18 protein-coding genes are annotated in these 18,100 nt (G+C 65.4%); 7 read left to right on the forward strand and 11 right to left on the reverse strand.

From position 1 onward, the window contains the following. Position 1 precedes the first annotated feature (1 nt). Entirely contained in the window at positions 2-1,006 is a 1,005-nt protein-coding gene (locus ACZYZ9_RS00445) for an NADP-dependent oxidoreductase (protein ID WP_463824273.1), read from the reverse strand. Positions 1,007-1,263: 257 nt separating this feature from the next. Between ACZYZ9_RS00445 and ACZYZ9_RS00450 the strand changes: the two genes are divergently transcribed. Both ACZYZ9_RS00450 and ACZYZ9_RS00455 read left to right on the forward strand, forming a co-directional pair. After that, positions 1,264-1,470 (forward strand): hypothetical protein, encoded by a 207-nt coding sequence (locus ACZYZ9_RS00450; RefSeq protein ID WP_463824274.1) that lies wholly within the window; start codon positions 1,264-1,266, stop codon positions 1,468-1,470. Between the two features lie 153 nt (positions 1,471-1,623). Continuing rightward, on the forward strand, positions 1,624-2,673 hold the full coding sequence (locus tag ACZYZ9_RS00455; RefSeq protein WP_463824275.1) for a M48 family metallopeptidase: 1,050 nt from the start codon (positions 1,624-1,626) through the stop codon (positions 2,671-2,673). Positions 2,674-2,684: 11 nt separating this feature from the next. On the opposite strand, the gene ACZYZ9_RS00460 is transcribed toward ACZYZ9_RS00455, so the two are convergent. The 5 genes from ACZYZ9_RS00460 to ACZYZ9_RS00480 all read right to left on the reverse strand — a co-directional run bounded on the left by ACZYZ9_RS00460 (position 2,685) and on the right by ACZYZ9_RS00480 (position 7,999). Further along, entirely contained in the window at positions 2,685-3,488 is an 804-nt protein-coding gene (locus ACZYZ9_RS00460) for a glycoside hydrolase family 16 protein (protein ID WP_463824276.1), read from the reverse strand. Between the two features lie 63 nt (positions 3,489-3,551). Then, complete coding sequence (locus ACZYZ9_RS00465; RefSeq protein WP_463824277.1) at positions 3,552-4,736, reverse strand: PPE family protein; 1,185 nt, start codon at positions 4,734-4,736, stop codon at positions 3,552-3,554. Positions 4,737-4,760: 24 nt separating this feature from the next. Next, complete coding sequence (locus ACZYZ9_RS00470) at positions 4,761-5,951, reverse strand: PPE family protein (protein WP_463824278.1); 1,191 nt, start codon at positions 5,949-5,951, stop codon at positions 4,761-4,763. Positions 5,952-5,981: 30 nt separating this feature from the next. Then, complete coding sequence (locus ACZYZ9_RS00475) at positions 5,982-6,281, reverse strand: PE family protein (RefSeq protein WP_463824279.1); 300 nt, start codon at positions 6,279-6,281, stop codon at positions 5,982-5,984. Between the two features lie 1,022 nt (positions 6,282-7,303). Next, positions 7,304-7,999, reverse strand: a complete 696-nt coding sequence (locus ACZYZ9_RS00480) for a cutinase family protein (protein ID WP_463824280.1) — start codon at positions 7,997-7,999, stop codon at positions 7,304-7,306. A gap of 222 nt (positions 8,000-8,221) precedes the next feature. Between ACZYZ9_RS00480 and ACZYZ9_RS00485 the strand changes: the two genes are divergently transcribed. Then, positions 8,222-9,025: an enoyl-CoA hydratase-related protein gene (locus ACZYZ9_RS00485; RefSeq protein ID WP_463824281.1), complete on the forward strand. Its 804-nt coding sequence runs from the start codon at positions 8,222-8,224 to the stop codon at positions 9,023-9,025. A 37-nt stretch (positions 9,026-9,062) separates the two neighbouring features. Further along, positions 9,063-9,845, forward strand: coding sequence for a DUF1906 domain-containing protein (locus tag ACZYZ9_RS00490; RefSeq protein ID WP_463824282.1), 783 nt, complete (start codon positions 9,063-9,065; stop codon positions 9,843-9,845). 62 nt (positions 9,846-9,907) lie between these two features. On the opposite strand, the gene katG is transcribed toward ACZYZ9_RS00490, so the two are convergent. Both katG and ACZYZ9_RS00500 read right to left on the reverse strand, forming a co-directional pair. Continuing rightward, the gene (gene katG / locus ACZYZ9_RS00495) at positions 9,908-12,145 is read right to left on the reverse strand and encodes a catalase/peroxidase HPI (RefSeq protein WP_463824283.1); all 2,238 of its coding nucleotides are present in this window, start codon (positions 12,143-12,145) and stop codon (positions 9,908-9,910) included. Positions 12,146-12,180: 35 nt separating this feature from the next. Beyond that, entirely contained in the window at positions 12,181-12,615 is a 435-nt protein-coding gene (locus ACZYZ9_RS00500; protein ID WP_463824903.1) for a Fur family transcriptional regulator, read from the reverse strand. Between the two features lie 233 nt (positions 12,616-12,848). On the opposite strand from ACZYZ9_RS00500, the gene ACZYZ9_RS00505 reads away from it, so the two are divergent. The 3 genes from ACZYZ9_RS00505 (at position 12,849) to ACZYZ9_RS00515 (ending at position 14,848) form a co-directional block, all read left to right on the forward strand. Then, on the forward strand, positions 12,849-13,712 hold the full coding sequence (locus ACZYZ9_RS00505) for a cyclopropane mycolic acid synthase family methyltransferase (RefSeq protein ID WP_463824284.1): 864 nt from the start codon (positions 12,849-12,851) through the stop codon (positions 13,710-13,712). 106 nt (positions 13,713-13,818) lie between these two features. After that, entirely contained in the window at positions 13,819-14,097 is a 279-nt protein-coding gene (locus ACZYZ9_RS00510; protein ID WP_463824285.1) for a hypothetical protein, read from the forward strand. A gap of 94 nt (positions 14,098-14,191) precedes the next feature. After that, a complete protein-coding gene (locus ACZYZ9_RS00515) occupies positions 14,192-14,848 on the forward strand; it encodes a class I SAM-dependent methyltransferase (protein ID WP_463824286.1) in 657 nt (218 codons plus the stop codon). Here the strand turns inward: ACZYZ9_RS00515 and ACZYZ9_RS00520 are convergent, their stop codons facing one another. From ACZYZ9_RS00520 to ACZYZ9_RS00530, 3 genes are read right to left on the reverse strand one after another with little or no spacing between them, the layout of a single operon-like run. Then, entirely contained in the window at positions 14,849-15,919 is a 1,071-nt protein-coding gene (locus ACZYZ9_RS00520; RefSeq protein ID WP_463824287.1) for a prenyltransferase, read from the reverse strand. Further along, positions 15,906-16,664: a class I SAM-dependent methyltransferase gene (locus ACZYZ9_RS00525; protein WP_463824288.1), complete on the reverse strand. Its 759-nt coding sequence runs from the start codon at positions 16,662-16,664 to the stop codon at positions 15,906-15,908. The genes ACZYZ9_RS00520 and ACZYZ9_RS00525 overlap by 14 nt, the downstream gene beginning before the upstream one ends. Continuing rightward, a complete protein-coding gene (locus ACZYZ9_RS00530) occupies positions 16,658-17,914 on the reverse strand; it encodes a glycosyltransferase family 4 protein (protein WP_463824289.1) in 1,257 nt (418 codons plus the stop codon). The genes ACZYZ9_RS00525 and ACZYZ9_RS00530 overlap by 7 nt, the downstream gene beginning before the upstream one ends. Positions 17,915-18,100: the final 186 nt, after the last annotated feature.

Below are 18,100 nucleotides of genomic sequence, written 5' to 3' on the forward strand. Positions count from 1 at the left end.
TCTAGGTGATTTTCACCATAAGCTTGCCGACGTTCTTGCCGTCGAAGAGCATGTTGATCGCTGTCGGCAACTGCTCGAAGCCTTCCACCACCGTCTCCAGCGGGGTGAGTTTGCCATCGGCGATCAATCCGGCGATCTCACTGATCGCCTCGGGTGCGCGGCCGAAGTGGTCCAGGACGATGAAACCCTGCACGGTCGCGCGCTGGATGAGCAAGTTGCCGAACGCACGCGGCCCGGGCGGTGGTGAGGCATCGTTATACCCCGATATCAGGCCGCACAACGCAACCCGCGCACCGATATTCAGGCGCGCGAAGATGGCGTCCATGATGTCGCCGCCGACATTCTCGAAGTCGATGTCGATGCCGTCGGGCGTCGCCGCGGCCAACTGGGCGTTCCAGTCGTCGGCTTTGTAGTCGACAGCGGCGTCGAAGCCCAGTTGGTCGGTCAACAGCGCGCACTTCTCCGGGCCGCCGGCAATCCCGACGACGCGAGCACCGTCCGCCTTGGCGAGTTGGCCGGCCACCGAACCCACCGCACCGGCGGCCGCCGATACCACCACCGTCTCACCGGGCTTCGGCTTGCCGATGTCCCGGATGCCGATCCAGGCGGTCAGCCCGGTCATCCCGAGCGCGCCCATGTAGGCGCTGGGGGAGACGCCGTCGGCAACCTCGACCGGCATCAACGGCGTGGTGTCGGACGCGACCACGTACTCCTGCCAGCCGACCAGCCCCTGCACGATCTGGCCGACCGAATAGTTGGGGTTGTTCGACGCGACGACCTCGCCGATGCCGCCGGCCCGCATGACTTCGCCGATGCCGACCGGAGGAAGGTAGGTCGGAGTGTCAGTGATCCACATGCGGTTGGTCGGGTCGAGTGAAATCCAGTCGACCCGGACCAGCGCCTCCCCGTCGGTGATGTCGGGGACCGGTTGCTCACTGAGCTCGAAGGTGTCCGGTCCGATGCGTCCGGTGGGGCGTTCGCGCAGCAGAAAACGTCGGTTGGCCATGAGCGAAACGGTACCCATCGCAGCTCGGGGACTTGTCACCGGTGAGTGCTACAACGTGAGCTATGTCAGAAACCGGCTCAAATCAGCGCACGGCAACGTGCCATGAGTGATGCAGATAACTGCCCGATTGCAAATTCACGGCAAATTCTCATCTTCTGACACGGTTAGGTCACAGCTTTGCTGGGCATGCTTGCGTAGCAGAGCAACAAGAGGCAAGTCAAATCATCGCTCGGGGAATCTAGAAGGAGTTGACAATCGTGGCGAATGCATCAGGTGCGACGGTGATCGACCTCCAATCGCACCCGCTCTGGACTGCAGCTCAGCGTCGGGAGCGCCAGCTCCAAGACGCGATGCGTCGCCACCCGGCTTATATCGGCAGGCAGCGCGCGCTCGCCGCGGGGCAGATTCCACAGGCCGACGGCCACGGCGCTCGGCGCTACCGCACCGCCAACGAGCCCGCTTAGTACCCGCGCTCGACATCGCGCGCACTTCTGCGCACCATCTGACGAACTGTATCTCCTTCGGCGGGACGGCTCACCGCCGCACATACGGATTTGCTGCGGAATTCGCAGCGCGTCACCCCTCTATCCTGTTGCGGACAACCAGGGGAGACCAGCATGCCCGATACGCCGGCCACCATGCGCGCCGCATTTACCGGGATCAGTTCCCGGGCCTGGGAGCATCCCGCCGACCGAGCTGCCTTGTCGGCGCTGCGACGGCTCAAGGGTTTCGACCAGATACTCAAGCTGCTGTCCAGCGCGCTGAGGGAACGACAACACCGGCTGTTGTACCTGGCCAGCGCCGCCCGAGTGGAATCCCGCCAGTTCGCCGACCTCGACGTATTGCTCGAACAGTGCACTGACGTCCTCGACGCGCCCGGCAAGCCGGAGCTATTCGTGATCCAGTCACCCGAGGCCAACGCCTACACGATCGGGATGGACGAGCCGTTCATCGTGCTCACCTCTGGGCTGTACGAGTTGATGACCCACGACGAGCTGCGCTTCGTCATCGGCCACGAACTCGGCCACGCATTGTCCGGTCACGCGGTGTACCGCACGATGATGATGCATCTGATGCGGCTGACGCGGTCCTTCGGCTTCATGCCGATCGGCGGTTGGGCGCTAAGGGCGATCGTCGCGGCGCTACTGGAATGGCAGCGCAAGTCCGAGCTGTCCGGCGACCGTGCCGGGCTGTTGTGCAGCCAGGACCTGGACACCGCGATCCGCGTCCAAATGAAGCTCGCCGGCGGAAATCGACTGGACAAACTGGACTCGCAGGCTTTCCTGGCCCAGGCACGCGAGTACGAAAAGGCCGGCGAGATGCGCGACGGGGTGCTCAAACTGCTCAACTTGGAGTTGCAGACCCACCCGTTCTCGGTACTGCGCGCCGCCGCCTTGACTCAGTGGGTCGACACCGGCGGCTACGCCAAGATACTGGCCGGCGACTATCCCCGCAGGGTCGACGACGACAACGCCTCGTTCGCTGAGGACCTCGGCGAGGCGGCCCGCCAATACAAGGACGGTTTCGACCAGTCCGACGACCCGCTGATCAAAGGCATCCGCGACGGTCTCGGCGGCATCGTCGACGGCGTGGGCCGGGCTGCGACCAGCGCGGCTGATTCCTTGGGCCGCAAGATCAACGAGTGGCGGCAGAAACCAGGCACCTGAACCGCCGACAGCTACCAGACGCGCACGTAGTCGACGAGCATCTGCGCGGGGTAGGTGCCCGGCCCCGGATCGCCACCACCCGAACCGGCGACAGCCAGGTTCAGGATCGGGAACACCTGGTAGCCGGGGTTGTTGAACGGCCAGTCAGCCAGGGAGTTCGCCGGCACCGTGAAGTACGGCGCCGCACCATCGCTGTAGTCCTGCCAGAACCGCATTCCGGTGTCGTCCCACTGGACTCGCCAGGTGTGCCATGCGCTGTCCAGCGCGAGATTGTGCGTTTTCCACTCCGAGCCGTTCGCTTTCGCGTGCACGGTGGTAGCCGCCGGCCACTTGCCGTTGCCGTACCACTCGACGATGTCGATCTCACCCTCGGCGTCACTGGACAGCCAGAACGCGGGCCACGCACCAGGAGTCAGGCAGTCGAATTTGATCCGGGCTTCCCAGGTGTGCCCGATGCCGCCCTGCCAGGGGCTGAAGATCTTGCCGCCGTAGTAGGTATTGCCGTCCTTGGCCGCACGAATGACGAGATTGGAGTTGCCGTCGATGAATACGTTCTGTCGGTCATCGCGGTATTGCCCGACATGCTCGGGCAACTCCCAGTACGTCGGGTCCTTCATCGTCTCGCGAGCTTTGGACACCGTCCACTTGGCCGGATCGGGAGCTGAGCCGGCCGGACCGTCGAACTCGTCGTGGAAGAGGTAGGTCCCGGCACCGCTGGGCGCTGCCGCGACCTTCGGAGCGGGTACCGCGCTCAGCGCGGCACCGGTCAGCAGGCCCGCCATCTTGAGCATGTGGCGACGATCCATTCCAGGCATTAGCAAGGCACCCTAGCAGCCACGACGAGCGTGGTGAAAGTTCACGGGCAGCCCACCGGATCGTCAGCCGGCCGCCGGCGGCCGGGTCATGAACGTCAATCGGTGCCCGTATGTCGGCGTCTTGCGGCCGTTGCCGGCATTGAAGAACTGGCCGAACGGCGGCGCCATCGGACCGCTGCCGACGGCGGCACCCACGGGCGTCGTCTCCAAGGCGGCCGGGACTGCGTTCCCGGCAGCCGTCGCACCCGAAGCGCCGGTGGCGGTGGTCCAGCTCGCCGGCACCGACAACCCGCTGAGCGGAACCGACCTGCCCAGACTTGCCGTCACGCTGCTGACCTTCGTACCGATATTCGCAGCGGCTGCACCCGCGGCCTTGGCGGCACCTTCGGCTGCCTTGGCCGCGGGGCCCAGGAAATTGGTGATCGCGATAGAACCGCTGCTGGCCTGGCCGAGGGCCTGACCGGACTGGAAAACCGCGGTGATCGACGAGACGTACGGGGTGACGTACTTGGAATACAGCGGGACGATGTCGTCCAACGGCGTGTTGGCTATCAGCCACTGGTCGATGGTGGTGCCGTTGCCGTTCAGGGGCGCCGAAAGCGTCTTGAGCACGTCGGCGACCCGCGGGCTCAACTGCGATCCCAGGTTGTCGAGTTGAGTCTGAATCAGTTGTCCCTCGGACTTGACGACCGCGATGGCCTGGTCGACCAACCCCGTGGGGTCCACCACTTCAGCAGGTGCCGGTAGCTCCGCCAACTCGGTCGCCGCCGCCGAGCTGCCGGCGTAGGTGTACATCGCCGCCGCATCCTGCGCCCAGAATTCCAGGTAGAGCGCCTCGGTCGCCGCGATCGCCGGGGTGTTCTGCCCGAAGAAATTCGTCGCCACCAACAGAGCGAGTAACGCGCGGTTGGCCGCGATGACCGGCGGCGGCACCGACGCGGTGAACGCCGCTTCGTATGCCGCTGCGGCGGCATAGGACTGGCTGGCGGCCAGCGCGGACTCGTCGGCGCTCAGATCCAGCCAGGCGATGAACGGCGTCACCGCCGCAACCAGCGCCTCGGAGGCCGGCCCCAACCACGGGCTGCTGGTCAGCCCGGTGATGACAGCCCGATGACCCGCCGCGGCGCTTTGCAGGTCAGCGGACAGACCACTCCACGCCGCCGCGGCGGCCAGCAACGGGCCGGAGCCCGGCCCGGTATAGATGCGCCCGGAATTGATTTCGGGCGGCAAAAGGCCAAAGTCGAACATGGCTTCGTCCGGTGAATCCGGGCGTCAGCCGGCGGCGGGGGGCTTGGCCATGACCGACGGCTTGAACCCGTAGGTCGGCTGGTTCCGGCCGTAGCCGCCGTTGACGAACTGCCCGAATGGCGGAGCCATCGGAAAGCTGTTGCCTTCGGCGGCAGCCGGGATCGCCGAGGCGACCCCCGGGTTGGTGGTGGCATGCCACGGCACCCAGTTGGCCGGCGCGGAGAGCCCCCCGATCGGAATCGCCTTGCCCAGACCCGCGGCCACCCCGGCGGCGTTGCCCGCGGCGCTGGCGGCGGCCTGACCGGCTCCGGATGCGGCGGCGCCGGCTGCGGAGGCTGCGCCTTCGGCTGCCTTGGCCGCCGATGCCGCGGGTTTGGCAAAGTTCGCCATCGCGGTCAGGCCGTTGCTGACCTGACCGAAGGACTGCGTCGACTGAATCATCGCAGCCAGCGAACTGACGTACGGCTGCAGATACTTGTTGAAAATCGTGAGTATGTCATCGAGAGGCGTATTGGCCACCAACCACTGATCGATCGCGGCGCCGTTGCCGTTCAGCGGTGCCGACAGTGTCTTCAGGATGTCGCCGACACGTGGACTCACATACGAGCCCACCTCGTTGAGCTGGGTTTGGACCGCTTGACCCTCGGCTTTCAATACCGCGATGGCCTGGTCGACGAGGCCGGTCGGGTCAGCGACTTCGGCCGGCGCAGCCAACTCGGTCAACTGCGTGGCCGCGGCCGCCCTGGTGGCATAGGAGTACATCGCCTGGGAATCCTGCGCCCAGAACTCGGCGTACTGGGCTTCGAGTTGCGAAATCGCGGCGCTGTTCTGACCCAGCAGGTTCGAGGTGATCAACTCCTGGACCAGGGTGCGATTTGCCGTGATCAATGGTGGCGGGACGCTGGCTGCGAATGCCGCCTCGTAGGAGGCCACGGCGGCGCTCGCCTGGCTTGCCGCCTCAGCCGCCTGATCAGCACTGTTGCTCAACCACGCGATGAACGGCGAGACGGCGGACGCGAGGTGCGCTGCGGCGGGCCCGAGCCACGGGCCGCTGGTCAGACTTTCGATCACCGAGCGATGCCCGGTAGCCGCAGCCTGCAGGTCGGCGGCCAAGTCGCTCCAGGCCACCGCGGCCGCGGCCAACGAACCCGCGCCCGGGCCTGCGTAGATGCGCCCGGAGTTGATCTCGGGCGGCAACAATCCGTAGTCGAACATCGTCAGTAACCCCCTGGTGCTTCGGCGCGCTCAGCCAGCCGCAGCGGCATTGGCCGCTTCGGTCTCGGCGTAGGAATTTCCGCTGGTGCCCAGCGTCGCAGCCAGTGCCGCCTGGATCCGGGCTGCTTGTGCACTGAGCTCCTGGAATCGCTGACCGTGGGTGGCGAATTGAGCTGCGGTCAAGATCGACACCTCGTCGGCGGCCGCGGGCACCACCCCCGTGGTGGGAGCCGCAGCCGCTGCGGTGCCCACGTTCAATGCCGCGCCGAGCGACTGCAGGTTGCTGGCCGCAGCGGTCAGGTGCTCTGGATAAGTGCGAACGAAAGACATAGAATTCCTCCAACTGGCATTGGGAAAAATCGAACGCAAACACGCCTGTGTGTCGTCGCGTCGTTAAACGACACGCTATTGACTTGGTGCCGACCGGAGCTACGTATCCATTTCGAAATCGGACGCTGATCTTGTCGTTTAGCTAGCATTCATGTTGATTTTTAGTCACAGACACTTCATAGGATTCGTCCGGCCGATACTCGGTTTCGCATGGCAGAATCGCGGGGCGCAGCCCCAGTGGGCGCCCCAGCGGGTGCCGGGCTGCTCGGGCCGCTGCCGGGGCACTCGCAAACCCGCAGCCGACGCCCGCGCAACGGCTCGATCAGTCACCTTGTCCTACATCGGTTTTGGTGTCGTAACTAGGCCCGCGCAGGACAACTCGTCAGGCATGAAAGATTGTCGCGGTGCGCATGCTCGCGGCAGATTGGCGACATCGGCGCGGCGGAAAAGTGAACTGGGCTGCTCCCTGTCGCAGCCGCGCCAGGTTTTACCACAGCAATCGCGAAATGTTAATAGAAGTGCGCAGCACGCGCATATGAAATAGCATCCGCAAGGGATAAATTCAGTAGGAGTTTATGTATAGCGTGGTCGCCAGCGTAGTCGGCCGACCGGGATCTTTATCTCAGGCTGATTTTATTAAAAGCTCCCACGGGCGTGTGGCTTTGCGTTAGCTGGACGCCACGAAATTGGTGGCCGAGGCGTGCCTGGTTTGAGATCAGGCCGCGATCGCAACCGTGGACGCTCTATCAACATGGCGGCGCTCCTGATTGGCTTCGCGCTGATGACGGCGCTGGGTACCGGGTACCGGTTCGGCCGGCGCGCCGGCACGCGAGGGAAACGGCCCTGGCACAAGCGCACCAGCCGATTGGCCCTGGGCAGGGCGGCGGCGGGTCTTGCGGTGCTAGTCCTGGCCCGCCGAGTCCAACAGAGCACTAGTCTCCGGCGGGCAGTCATCGGTGGGTGGGACGCCTTGCCCCGACGACGCACCGCACGCCGGTAGCGCCGCAGACATCCCCGCCGGGCTACAGCTTGCCGGCGACGAAATCGGCGGCCTGGTTGGCCATGCCGTCCGCCACGTACGCGCTTGCAAGGTGCGCGGGCCAGTTCTGTTGCCAGGTGTTGGGGTCGGCCGGGTTGCAGATCGGATCCGCTCCGTGGCACAACTCGATGGTGCGGTCGTTGTAGATCGGGTTGAAGTTCGTGATCGGCCCGGCCCACTGGCTGCCATTACCGAACAGGGCCACCGCCGCAATGTGCTCGTCGGCGCCGGGCGGCAGGGGACTGTCGAAGCCGAAGGCGCTCATCGGCACCGCGAGCACGATGTCGGTGACCGCAGCGCCCAGCGAGTAGCCGCCCAGCACCACCCGCGTGTTCGGACAAGTGCTGATCGTGTTCTGAATATGGCGACTCATGTCGTTGGCGCCGATGTCGATTTCGGTATCCGCCGGGTACCTGACGGCATAGGTGCCCATGCTGCGGCCTCCGATCTTGGAACGGAGCGAGTTGATGAAGGCGTTGCCAAGGACGCCGGGACCCGGCGATTCGAGTCGGCCGCGGGCGAAGACCACCTCCACCTGCGAACAATTCGCGGCAAACGCGGATCGCGGCGCTCCCGGGGTACCGACCGGCAGAACGGCACCCGCCACCAGCAGCCCGACCGCGACCGCGACAACGGCCAAGGCCCTAGCAAAGGGTTCGCGAGCAAATAGACGGCGCACAGCAAGATGGTAGCGACTCACCCGCGGGTGGCGCGCGACTAGTCGACAAACCGGACGCACTGGTGTTTCCGGGACGGGGGACGATACTTGGCTGATGGTCGACAACGGCACACCCGATGCGGATGGCCTGGGTGCTGACGGGCGAAATCCAACCGCCACAACCGATTTCACATGTGTAGCGGGTCCGTCGGCCAACTCTGGCGACGGAAGAAAGGCATCGCGATGACCGAACCGCAGCTGATCTACGAACGCGACGGCGATGTCGTGATCCTGACCATGAACAATCCGCGGCGCAAGAACGCCCTCACGCCGTCGATGCTCACCTTGATGGCCCAGGCCTGGGACGAGATCGACGCTGACGACGGCGTGCGGGCGGCGATCCTCACCGGGGCCGGTGACTCCTACTGTGTCGGCGGCGATTTGGCCGACGGGTGGATGGTCAACGCGGCCAAGCCGTCCGATCCGGACTCGGCGCCTCGCAAAGAGGCCGGAACAATCATCAGCGAAGGTCTGCTGCTGAGCCGATCGCTGGCCAAGCCGCTGATCGCCGCAGTCAACGGCCCCTGTCTGGGTGGCGGATGCGAGATGTTGCAGCAGACCGATATCCGAATCGCCGAACGGCACGCCGTGTTCGGGTTGCCCGAAGCCAAATTCGGGATGATCGCGGGCGCTGGTTCCACCGTCCGACTCAAGCGCCAGATCCCCTACACCAAGGCGATGGAAATGATCCTGACCGGCGACCCGCTCAGCGCCGACGAGGCCTACCATTTCGGCCTGGTGGGGCACGTCGTGCCGACTGGGCAGTCGCTGGCCAAAGCCCGCGCGATCGCCGCCCGGATTGCCGCCAACGGCCCGCTGGCGGTGCGCAACGCCAAAGCCTCCATCCTGGCCAGCGGATGGATCGACGACGCGGATGCCCGACGGATCGAACGACGCTTCGTCCGGGAGGTGATGCGTTCGCACGACGCGCAGGAGGGCTTGTCGGCCTTCGCCGCCAAGAGGCGGCCAAATTTCACCGGACAATGAAGGCCGCGCGCGCGGCGCGTTTTGTTACCATCGCGCGGTGCACGAGTCGGCTGAATCACCTGGTAGACACCTCACCCGCCGCGACGCCTTCAAGTACGCAGCCGCACCGGTCCTCGTCGGCCTGAGCACGTGGGCCGCCGCGCAAGGGATACCCGAAGCGTCGGCCGCGGGCGGTCAATTGATCGACTTCGCCGAGCGCCGGGTCCCGCCGGAGGAGATCAAAGCGGCCGGCTACGAGGGAGTGGTCAACTACGTCTCCATGGAGCGGCCGGGCGCGCACTTCGAGGCCAAACCGATCACCCGCCAATACGCCGACTCGCTGCGGGCGGCCGGCCTGCACATCGTCAGCAACTACCAATACGGCAAGCCGGGCTGGCCCGACTCGCCTTCGGACTACACCCGCGGGTACGACGGCGGCGTGGCGGACGCCAAGACGGCGCAGAGCCTGCATGCCGCCGCGGGCGGCCCGCCGTCGGCCCCGATCTTCTTCAGCGTGGACGAGGACATCGACCAGAACACCTGGAATACCGTTGCACTGCAGTGGTTCCGGGGGATCAACTCCGTTCTCGGCGTCGGCCGCAGCGGCATCTACGGCAGTTACCAGACCTGCGGATGGGCCATCGCCGACGGCGTCATCGGGAACTCGTCCACCCCGGGCCACAAATGGGCATGGCAGACGATCGGCTGGTCGCACGGACAACGCGAGCCCGCGGCGGTGCTGTATCAGCGGATCCTCGATGGACCGGTGATGGGCGGAATCAAGGTCGACGTGGACGACATCCTGGCGGCCGACTACGGGCAATGGGACATGAACCGCTGAGCGCAATACGGCACCCCGCGGACTTTCCGCGGGGTGCCGCACTGCGTTGCCGAACGGGGACGCTACTTCACGTCGAACCGATCGTTGTTCATCACCTTGACCCAGGCCGCGACGAAGTCCTCGACGAACTTGCCCTCGTTGTCGTCCTGCGCGTAGACCTCGACGAGCGCACGCAATATCGAGTTCGAGCCGAACACCAGGTCGTTCGCGGTCGCCGTCCACTTCAGCTCCCCGGTCGACCGGTCGCGCCCCTCGTAGACGTTCTCGGTGGCTTCCGACGGCTTCCACACGGTGCCCATGTCGAGCAGGTTCACGAAGAAGTCGTTGGTCAACACGCCCGTTTTATCGGTGAACACGCCGTGCTTGTTGCCGCCGTGGTTGGCGCCGAGCGCACGCAGACCGCCGATGAGCACCGTCAGTTCCGGTGCGGTCACCCCCAACAGATAGGCGCGGTCCAAGAGGAGTTGCTCGAGCGGCACCTTCTCACCGGGACGTGCGTAGTTGCGGAACCCGTCGGCTCGCGGCTCCAGCACCGCGAAGGACTCCACGTCGGTGTCCTCCTGGGTGGCGTCGGTGCGGCCCGGGGTGAAGTGCACCGAGATCTCGTAACCGCCGTCCTTGGCCGCCTTCTCCACCGCGGCGGAGCCGGCCAGCACGATCAGGTCGGCCAACGAAATCTTCTTGCCGCCGGTGGCGGAGGAGTTGAAGTCCTGCTGAATCTGTTCGAGGACGGACAATGTCCCGTTCAGCTCGGACGGCTCGTTGACCTGCCAACTCTTCTGCGGTTCCAGTCGGATCCGTGCGCCGTTGGCGCCCCCGCGCTTGTCGGTGTTGCGGTAACTGCCCGCCGCCGACCAGGCCGCCTTCACCAGTTGCGGGACCGACAGTCCAGATCCGAGCACCTTGCTCTTCAACGCAGCGATGTCATCCTCGTCGACCAGTTCATGGTCGACGGCTGGGACGGGGTCCTGCCAGAGCTGCGGTTCGGCGACCCATGGACCGAGATAGCGCGAGATCGGTCCCAGGTCACGGTGTAGCAGCTTGTACCACGCCTTGGCGAATGCCTCAGACAGCTGGTCTGGGTTCTTCAGCCACCGTTGGGTGATCTCCCGGTAGATCGGGTCCTCGCGCAGCGAAACGTCGGTGACCAGCATCGTCGGGTTGCGCCCGGGACCGCCGAACGGGTCGGGGATGGTGCCCGCGCCGGCGCCGTCCTTGGCGGTGAACTGCCATGCGCCGGCCGGGCTCTTGGTCAGCTCCCACTCGAAGCCGTACAGCGTCTCGAGGAAACTGTTGTCCCATTTGGTCGGGGTGGGCGTCCAGACCACCTCCAGGCCGCTGGTGATCGCGTCCTTACCGACGCCGCTACCGTAGGAGCTGGCCCAGCCCAAGCCCTGTTGCTCGATCGGGGCGGCTTCGGGCTCGGGGCCGACCAGCGCTGCGTCGCCGGCACCGTGCGTCTTGCCGAAACTGTGCCCACCGACGATGAGTGCCGCGGTCTCTTCGTCGTTCATCGCCATGCGGCCGAACGTTTCGCGGATGTCGTGCGCCGCGGCGATCGGATCCGGCTTGCCCTCCGGGCCTTCCGGGTTGACGTAGATCAGACCCATGGTCGTCGCGCCGTAGGGCTCTGCGAGCTTGCGCTCACCCGAGTAGCGCTTGTTGGTTCCCAACCATTCGTCCTCTTCGCCGAAGAGCACTTCTTCGGGCTCCCACACGTCCGGACGACCGAACCCGAAGCCGAAGGTCTGGAATCCCATCGACTCCAGCGCCACATTGCCGGCGAAGACCAGCAGGTCGGCCCAGGAGATCTTGTTGCCGTGCTTCTTCTTGACCGGCCACAGCAGCCTGCGCGCCTTGTCCAGGCTGGCATTGTCGGGCCAGCTGTTCAGCGGAGCGAACCGCTGCAGTCCCTGACCGCCGCCGCCGCGGCCGTCATAGATGCGGTAGGTGCCCGCCGCGTGCCAACTCATCCGGATGAAGAAGCCGCCGTAGTGGCCGTAGTCGGCGGGCCACCAGTCCTGCGAGGTGGTCATCACCGAGATCAGGTCCGCCTTGAGCTGCTCGACGTCGAGCTTGGCGAACTCCGCGGCGTAGTCGAAATCCTCACCCAGCGGGTTGGCCTGCGGCGAGTGCGGGTGCAGCCGCGACACGTCTATCTGGTTGGGCCACCAGTCCTGATTGGTGCGGGGCGCGTCCGACTTGGGCGTGGGCGAGGGGATCGCCGGGTTTTCGCTCTCGCTGTTGCTGGCGCTGTCGCTGGCGTGGGGTGGACGGCTATCGGACGTATCGGATGACACAACATTCCTTCCGTGTTAGATAAATCGGGCTGCGATCAGGAATTACTCGAACAGTCGGGGCACAGGCCCCAATAGATGACTTCGGCCTCGTCGAGAACGAAACCATCCAAGACTTTGTCCTCAGCCGGTGTCAGACACGGGGCTTGACCCACCGCGCAGTCGATGTCGGCAATCACCCCGCAGGACCGGCAGACCACGTGGTGGTGGTTGTCGCCGACGCGGGACTCGTATCGGGCCACCAAACCCGACGGCTGAATCTTGCGCACCAAACCCGCGTCGGTCAGCGCACCAAGGACGTCGTACACCGCTTGCCGGGAAACATCGGGCAGACCCCGCCGCACCGCCGCGAAAATGGTTTCGGTGTCGGCATGCGGACGGTCACGCACCGCCTCGAGTACCGCGATACGGGGTCGTGTCACGCGCAGATCCGCCCGCCGCAACTGCTCGGCGTAATCCTGGGCTGAGGACACAGCGCCCATATTTCGCGCTCATCTGGATTGAGTCAAGAGTTTGTCGGCTGCTGTCGCGACGGGTCGGGCCAGCGCGTCAAGTCCGGTGGCCGACGATGCGCGGTAGGGTGACTGATTGAAACGAGGCAGGGAGTCCGGTTTGACCAGATGGCGAGTGGGAACACTTTGCCAGCCGGCGGTGGGCTCTGCCGGCCTCACGAGCGATGCACAGGCCTGAAAGGCATCCCGATTCCATGACCGATCGATTGACGCCCCACTTCGACGACGTGCAGGCACACTACGACCTGTCCGACGAGTTCTTCCAGCTGTTCCTCGATTCGACGCGGACCTACAGCTGCGCGTATTTCGAACGCGACGACATGACGCTGGAAGAAGCGCAGATCGCCAAGATCGACCTTTCGCTGGGCAAGCTCGGTCTGCAACCCGGCATGACGCTGCTGGACGTCGGGTGCGGCTGGGGTGCCACCATGCGCCGCGCCATCGAGAAGTACGACGTCGACGTCGTCGGACTCACGCTGTCCAAGAATCAGGCCGCGTACGTGCAGCAGAAATTCGACGAGATGGATTCGCCGCGCACCCGGCGGGTGTTGCTGCAGGGCTGGGAAGAATTCACCGAGCCCATCGACCGCATCGTATCCATCGGCGCGTTCGAGCATTTCGGCTACGACCGCTACGACGACTTCTTCAGCACCGCGTACAAACTGCTGCCCAGCGACGGGGTGATGCTGCTGCACACGATCACCGCGCTGAACAAAGAGCAGTTCGACAGCACCGGCCTGCCCGTCACGATGGACATCGTCCGGTTCGCCAAGTTCATCGTGACCGAGATATTTCCCGGCGGGCGGTTGCCGTCCACCGACAAGGTGGCCGATCATTCGGCCAAGGCGGGATTCCAGCTGACCCGCCAGCAGTCCCTGCAACAGCACTACGCCAAGACTCTCGACGTCTGGGCACAGGCACTGCAGGCACGCCGGGACGAGGCAATCGCCATCCAGTCCCAAGAGGTCTACGACCGGTACATGAAGTACCTGACCGGCTGCGCCGACAACTTCCGCACCGGCTACATCGACGTCAACCAGTTCACGCTGGAGAAGTAGCGCCCGGCGCGGCCGCTGCCGCGCGGACGCGACCACCGGGCGGCGTTTGGAAATGGATGCGCCGGTGTAATAGGTAGCTACGACCCCGACTCCGGAGAGGCCAGAGATGAAGCGCTTCGCACCTGCTGTGTTCGTCATCGCCGCGCTTATGTTCAGCGGTTGTTCGCCCTCGCAAGTGATCAACACCGGTGGCGACACCAAGTGCAAGGACTTCGTCTCCCAGGACGAGAAGAAGCAGAGCGAAGAGGTCAGCAAGATGCTGAAGGACAAGAACGGCACCGAGCCGGCCTCCATCGAGATCACCGCCACCCGCACCGCGGCGCAGGCCTGGTGCCAGACGCTGGGCAAGCCGGACAGCAAGATCTCCGAGGCCCCGCACGGCTGATCGCCGGACTGCTGTCCAGGCGATGCGCCGATAGCGGCACGCCAGCAAGCGACCACGACGTCAGCACTCGGCCGGCGACCGATAGGTTCAGCTGATGAGTGATGACGACGCACGCCAGCGGTTGTTCGCCCTTGCCGACCAGGTGCCGGGCTTCATGCCCGCCGACGAGGGCCGCGCCCTGTACGACGCCGCTCTGCGTTACCTCGACGGCGGTGTGGGCGTGGAGATCGGCACCTACTGCGGCAAGTCCGCGCTGCTGCTGGGCGCAGCGGCCCTACAGACGGACAGCGTGCTCTACACGATCGACCATCACCACGGATCGGAAGAGCACCAAGCCGGCTGGGAGTACCACGACGCCTCGCTGGTCGACGAGGTCACCGGACTGTTCGACACCCTGCCCACCTTCCGCCGCACCCTGGACGCGGCCGGGCTCGACGACCACGTGGTTGCCGTAGTCGGCAAATCCCCGGTGGTCGCGCGCGGGTGGCGCGCCCCGGTGCAGTTACTGTTCATCGACGGCGGGCACACCGAAGCCGCCGCGGCCCGCGACTTCGACGGTTGGGCCAGGTGGGTGGCTCCCGGTGGGGCCCTGGTCATCCACGACGTATTTCCCGACCCCAACGACGGAGGTCGCGCTCCTTACCAGATCTATTGCCGTGCTTTGGATTCCGGCCAGTTCAAGGAGATCAGTGCGCTGGGCTCGCTGCGGGTGCTCGAGCGGATCGGCGGTCGAGCCGGCGAGCAGGTCTGACTACCGTCCGGTCGCGACGCACTCGCAGTCGAAATCGGTCTGCAAACCCATCGGCAGGGCATCGCCGCGGAAGATCCCGCTGCCCGGTGTGGTGTCGGAAAGCGCATCGGCGGCAAGGATCATCGCCGCACCCGTCCAGGTGGTCCGCTCCTCGGGCCACCGCTTGCCGTCGGCGAAAACCAGGCCGGTCCAGTAGGAGCCGTCTGCTTCGCGCAGGTGTTGCATCGCGCCGAATTGGCGGTGCGCCGCCGACCGGTGGCCGATGGCATCCAGGGCCATGACCAGTTCGCACGTCTCGGCGCCGGTGACCCACGGGCGGTCCAGCACGCAGCGGATTCCCAGGCCCCCCACCACGAAGTCGTCCCAGCGTTGTCTGATTCGAAGGGCGGCTGCCGGACCCCGCAACGCACCGCCGAGGATGGGGTAGTACCAGTCCATCGAGTAGCGGTCTTTCTCAGTGAACGCCTCGGGATGCGCGGTGATCGCGTGTCCCAGCCGGCCGACCGCGAGTTCCCATTCCGGTTGCGGGTCGCCGATGAAACCCGCAAGTGCCAGCGCGCAGCGGATGCTGTGGTAGATACTTGCGCAACCGGTCAGCAGAGCTTCCGGGATGGGACCGTTTTCACTTCGGGCCCAACAGATTTCGCCGTACCCGATTTGAAGGTCGATGACGAAGTCAATCGCTTTCCGCACGACCGGCCACATCGTCGCGGCGAACTTCTCGTCGCCGGTGACCAGCACGTGGTGCCAGACACCCGTGGCGACATAGGCACAGAAATTGCTGTCGCTGTTGGCATCTTCGATGTGACCCGATCGAATCTGAATAGGCCACGACCCGTCCGGGCGCTGCATGCGACCACACCAGTCGAACGCCGCGCGGGCCGGTTCCAGCAGTCCGGCCACGGTGAGCGCCATAGCGTTCTCCACGTGGTCCCACGGATCGGTGTGGCCGCCGGCGAACCACGGGATGGCGCCTGAGGGTTCCTGCGCGGCCGCGATCGAGGCAGCCGTCTGCAGGCACTGCTCGGCGGTGAGGATTCCGGCGACGGCCGGCGGATTATCCCGACGCAATTGAATACCTCGGCGCTGCTTCGCTTTCCGCTTCCGGCGGCTTGCTGAAATACATGGCGACACTCTTGCCGACCAGCGGGTTGAGCACCGTTTCGGCCAGCTGGGTGACCTTGGGCCGTTGCATCAAGTCCCACACCAGCAGTTTGTGGTACGCCGACACCGCGGGGTGATCGGTATTCGAGACGCCGACTGCACATTTGAGCCACCAGAACGGCGCGTGTAAGGCGTGCGCGTGGTGTGCATGTGTCAACTTCAGTCCGCGGCCAATGATCTTGTCGCGCAGCGCACTTGCCCGGTAGATCCGAATATGGCCGCCTTCGTTGCTGTGGTATTCCGTCGACAACCACCAGCAGACCTGCTCGGGGAGCCACCGCGGCACGCTGACCGCCAACGTGCCGCCGACTTTGAGCACCCGGACCAGTTCGGAGATCGCACCGTCGTCCTCGGGAATGTGTTCCAGGATCTCTGAGGCGATGACGCAGTCGAACGTGCCGTCGGCGTACGGCAGGTGCAGCGCGTCGCCGCGCACCACCTTGGCTGAGGCGCCTTCGGGCACTTCGCCGTTCGCCTCCATCGCACGCAGGATGGTGTCCACATCGCGGAGGTCGTTTTCGTTCTGGTCGAAGGCCACCACGTCAGCGCCCCGCCGGTACGCCTCGAACGCGTGCCGTCCGGCACCGCAACCCACGTCGATGACCTTCGTCGCGGGCCCGATGCCCAGGCGGTCGAAATCCACCGTCAGCATTGCGGGCTGCCTCCGGCGACCGCTGAGCGCGCGATCGCCCGCTCGTAGATCCGCACGGTCTGGGCGGCGACCGCCTCCCAGCTGAACACGCTGACCGCGCGCGCCCGTCCCGCTCGTCCGAGTTCGCGGCGCCGCTCCGGTGAATCGAGCAGCCTACCCAGTGCGTGAGTCAGCGCATCGACGTCGGCCGGAGCCACCAACTCCGCGCACGCGCCGTCGGTCCCGAGCACCTCAGGCAACGCCCCGACCCGGCTGGCCACGATCGGAGTGCCGCTTGCCATCGCTTCCACGGCTGGCAGCGAAAACCCTTCGTAGAGCGAGGGAATACACGCCACCTCAGCCGAGGCGAACAACGCCGCGAGGTCGGCGTCGGACAGCCCACTGGCGATGTGGACGATATCGGAGATCCCCAACTCGGCGATCAGTTTGTGGGTCGGGCCGTTGGTTTCCACCTTGGCGACCAGCCGCAACTCGAGGTCGCGACTCGTCCGCAACTTCGCGACCGCGTGCAGCAGCGTGCTGACACCTTTCAGCGGGGTGTCAGCACTTGCGATCGCCATCACCCGGCCAGGTTGGCGTGGTAGCGAAACCGGTTTGAACAGGTCGGTATTCACACCCAGCGGCACCACGTGCAGTTGATCCGGGGAGACACCGAAATCGGTGACGATGTCCTGCGCCGACGACGACGACACGGTCAGCAGGTCCGGGATCTGGGCCGCTACCTGCTTCTGCATGCTTGAGAAGCCATACCACCTGTGCACCAACGGTTTTCGCCACCATTTGGCGGCGTTGAGATCCAGTACCCGATCGCGGGTGATGGGATGGTGCACGGTCGCCACCACCGGCATCCCCGTCTCGGCGATGGTGAGCAGACCGGTGCCCAGGCTCTGATTGTCGTGGACGACGTCGAATTCGCCGGCCCGCTCGGCCAGTAACCGGGCCACCCGCAGCGTGAACGTCCGGGGTTCGGGGAAGCCCGCGGTCCACATGGTGGCCAGTTCTAGCAGGTCGATCGAGTCGCGAATCTCGCTGGGCCGCGGCACCCGGAACGGATCGGGTTCGCGATACAGATCCAGGCTCGGCACCTTGGTCAACCGCACCCGGGGATCCAGCAGTTCCGGATAGGGCTGGCCGGAGAACACCTCGACCTGATGGCCGAGGTCTACCAGGCCGCGGCTGAGGTGCCGCACATAGACGCCTTGTCCGCCGCAGTGATCCTTACTGCGGTAGGACAATAGAGCAATTCGCATACTCAACCCTTCACCGTCAACGACCAGCCACGGAAGGGCACCAGTCCCATTGCAGTCAACGAACCCGCGGCCGGCACGACAGCAAACTGGACATGTGTCCAGATGATAGTTCGGTCAGCTAAACGACGCAAACGCACCTGCCCACCTTCCGGAATCCGCCGTCCCGTACGCATGTCATCACATGGC

It is taken from the genome of Mycobacterium sp. IDUB_28 (assembly GCF_055419285.1).

Excerpts from the sequence above, each read along its gene's own strand:
- ACZYZ9_RS00475 (WP_463824279.1), bottom strand. The coding sequence starts at position 6,281 with ATGTCTTTCGTTCGCACTTATCCAGAGCACCTGACCGCTGCGGCCAGC.
- ACZYZ9_RS00455 (WP_463824275.1), top strand. The coding sequence starts at position 1,624 with ATGCCCGATACGCCGGCCACCATGCGCGCCGCATTTACCGGGATCAGT.
- ACZYZ9_RS00460 (WP_463824276.1), bottom strand. The coding sequence starts at position 3,488 with ATGCCTGGAATGGATCGTCGCCACATGCTCAAGATGGCGGGCCTGCTG.
- ACZYZ9_RS00470 (WP_463824278.1), bottom strand. The coding sequence starts at position 5,951 with ATGTTCGACTACGGATTGTTGCCGCCCGAGATCAACTCCGGGCGCATC.
- ACZYZ9_RS00515 (WP_463824286.1), top strand. The coding sequence starts at position 14,192 with ATGAGTGATGACGACGCACGCCAGCGGTTGTTCGCCCTTGCCGACCAG.
- ACZYZ9_RS00530 (WP_463824289.1), bottom strand. The coding sequence starts at position 17,914 with ATGCGAATTGCTCTATTGTCCTACCGCAGTAAGGATCACTGCGGCGGA.
- ACZYZ9_RS00485 (WP_463824281.1), top strand. The coding sequence starts at position 8,222 with ATGACCGAACCGCAGCTGATCTACGAACGCGACGGCGATGTCGTGATC.
- ACZYZ9_RS00445 (WP_463824273.1), bottom strand. The coding sequence starts at position 1,006 with ATGGCCAACCGACGTTTTCTGCTGCGCGAACGCCCCACCGGACGCATC.
- ACZYZ9_RS00505 (WP_463824284.1), top strand. The coding sequence starts at position 12,849 with ATGACCGATCGATTGACGCCCCACTTCGACGACGTGCAGGCACACTAC.
- ACZYZ9_RS00525 (WP_463824288.1), bottom strand. The coding sequence starts at position 16,664 with ATGCTGACGGTGGATTTCGACCGCCTGGGCATCGGGCCCGCGACGAAG.
- ACZYZ9_RS00465 (WP_463824277.1), bottom strand. The coding sequence starts at position 4,736 with ATGTTCGACTTTGGCCTTTTGCCGCCCGAAATCAATTCCGGGCGCATC.
- ACZYZ9_RS00510 (WP_463824285.1), top strand. The coding sequence starts at position 13,819 with ATGAAGCGCTTCGCACCTGCTGTGTTCGTCATCGCCGCGCTTATGTTC.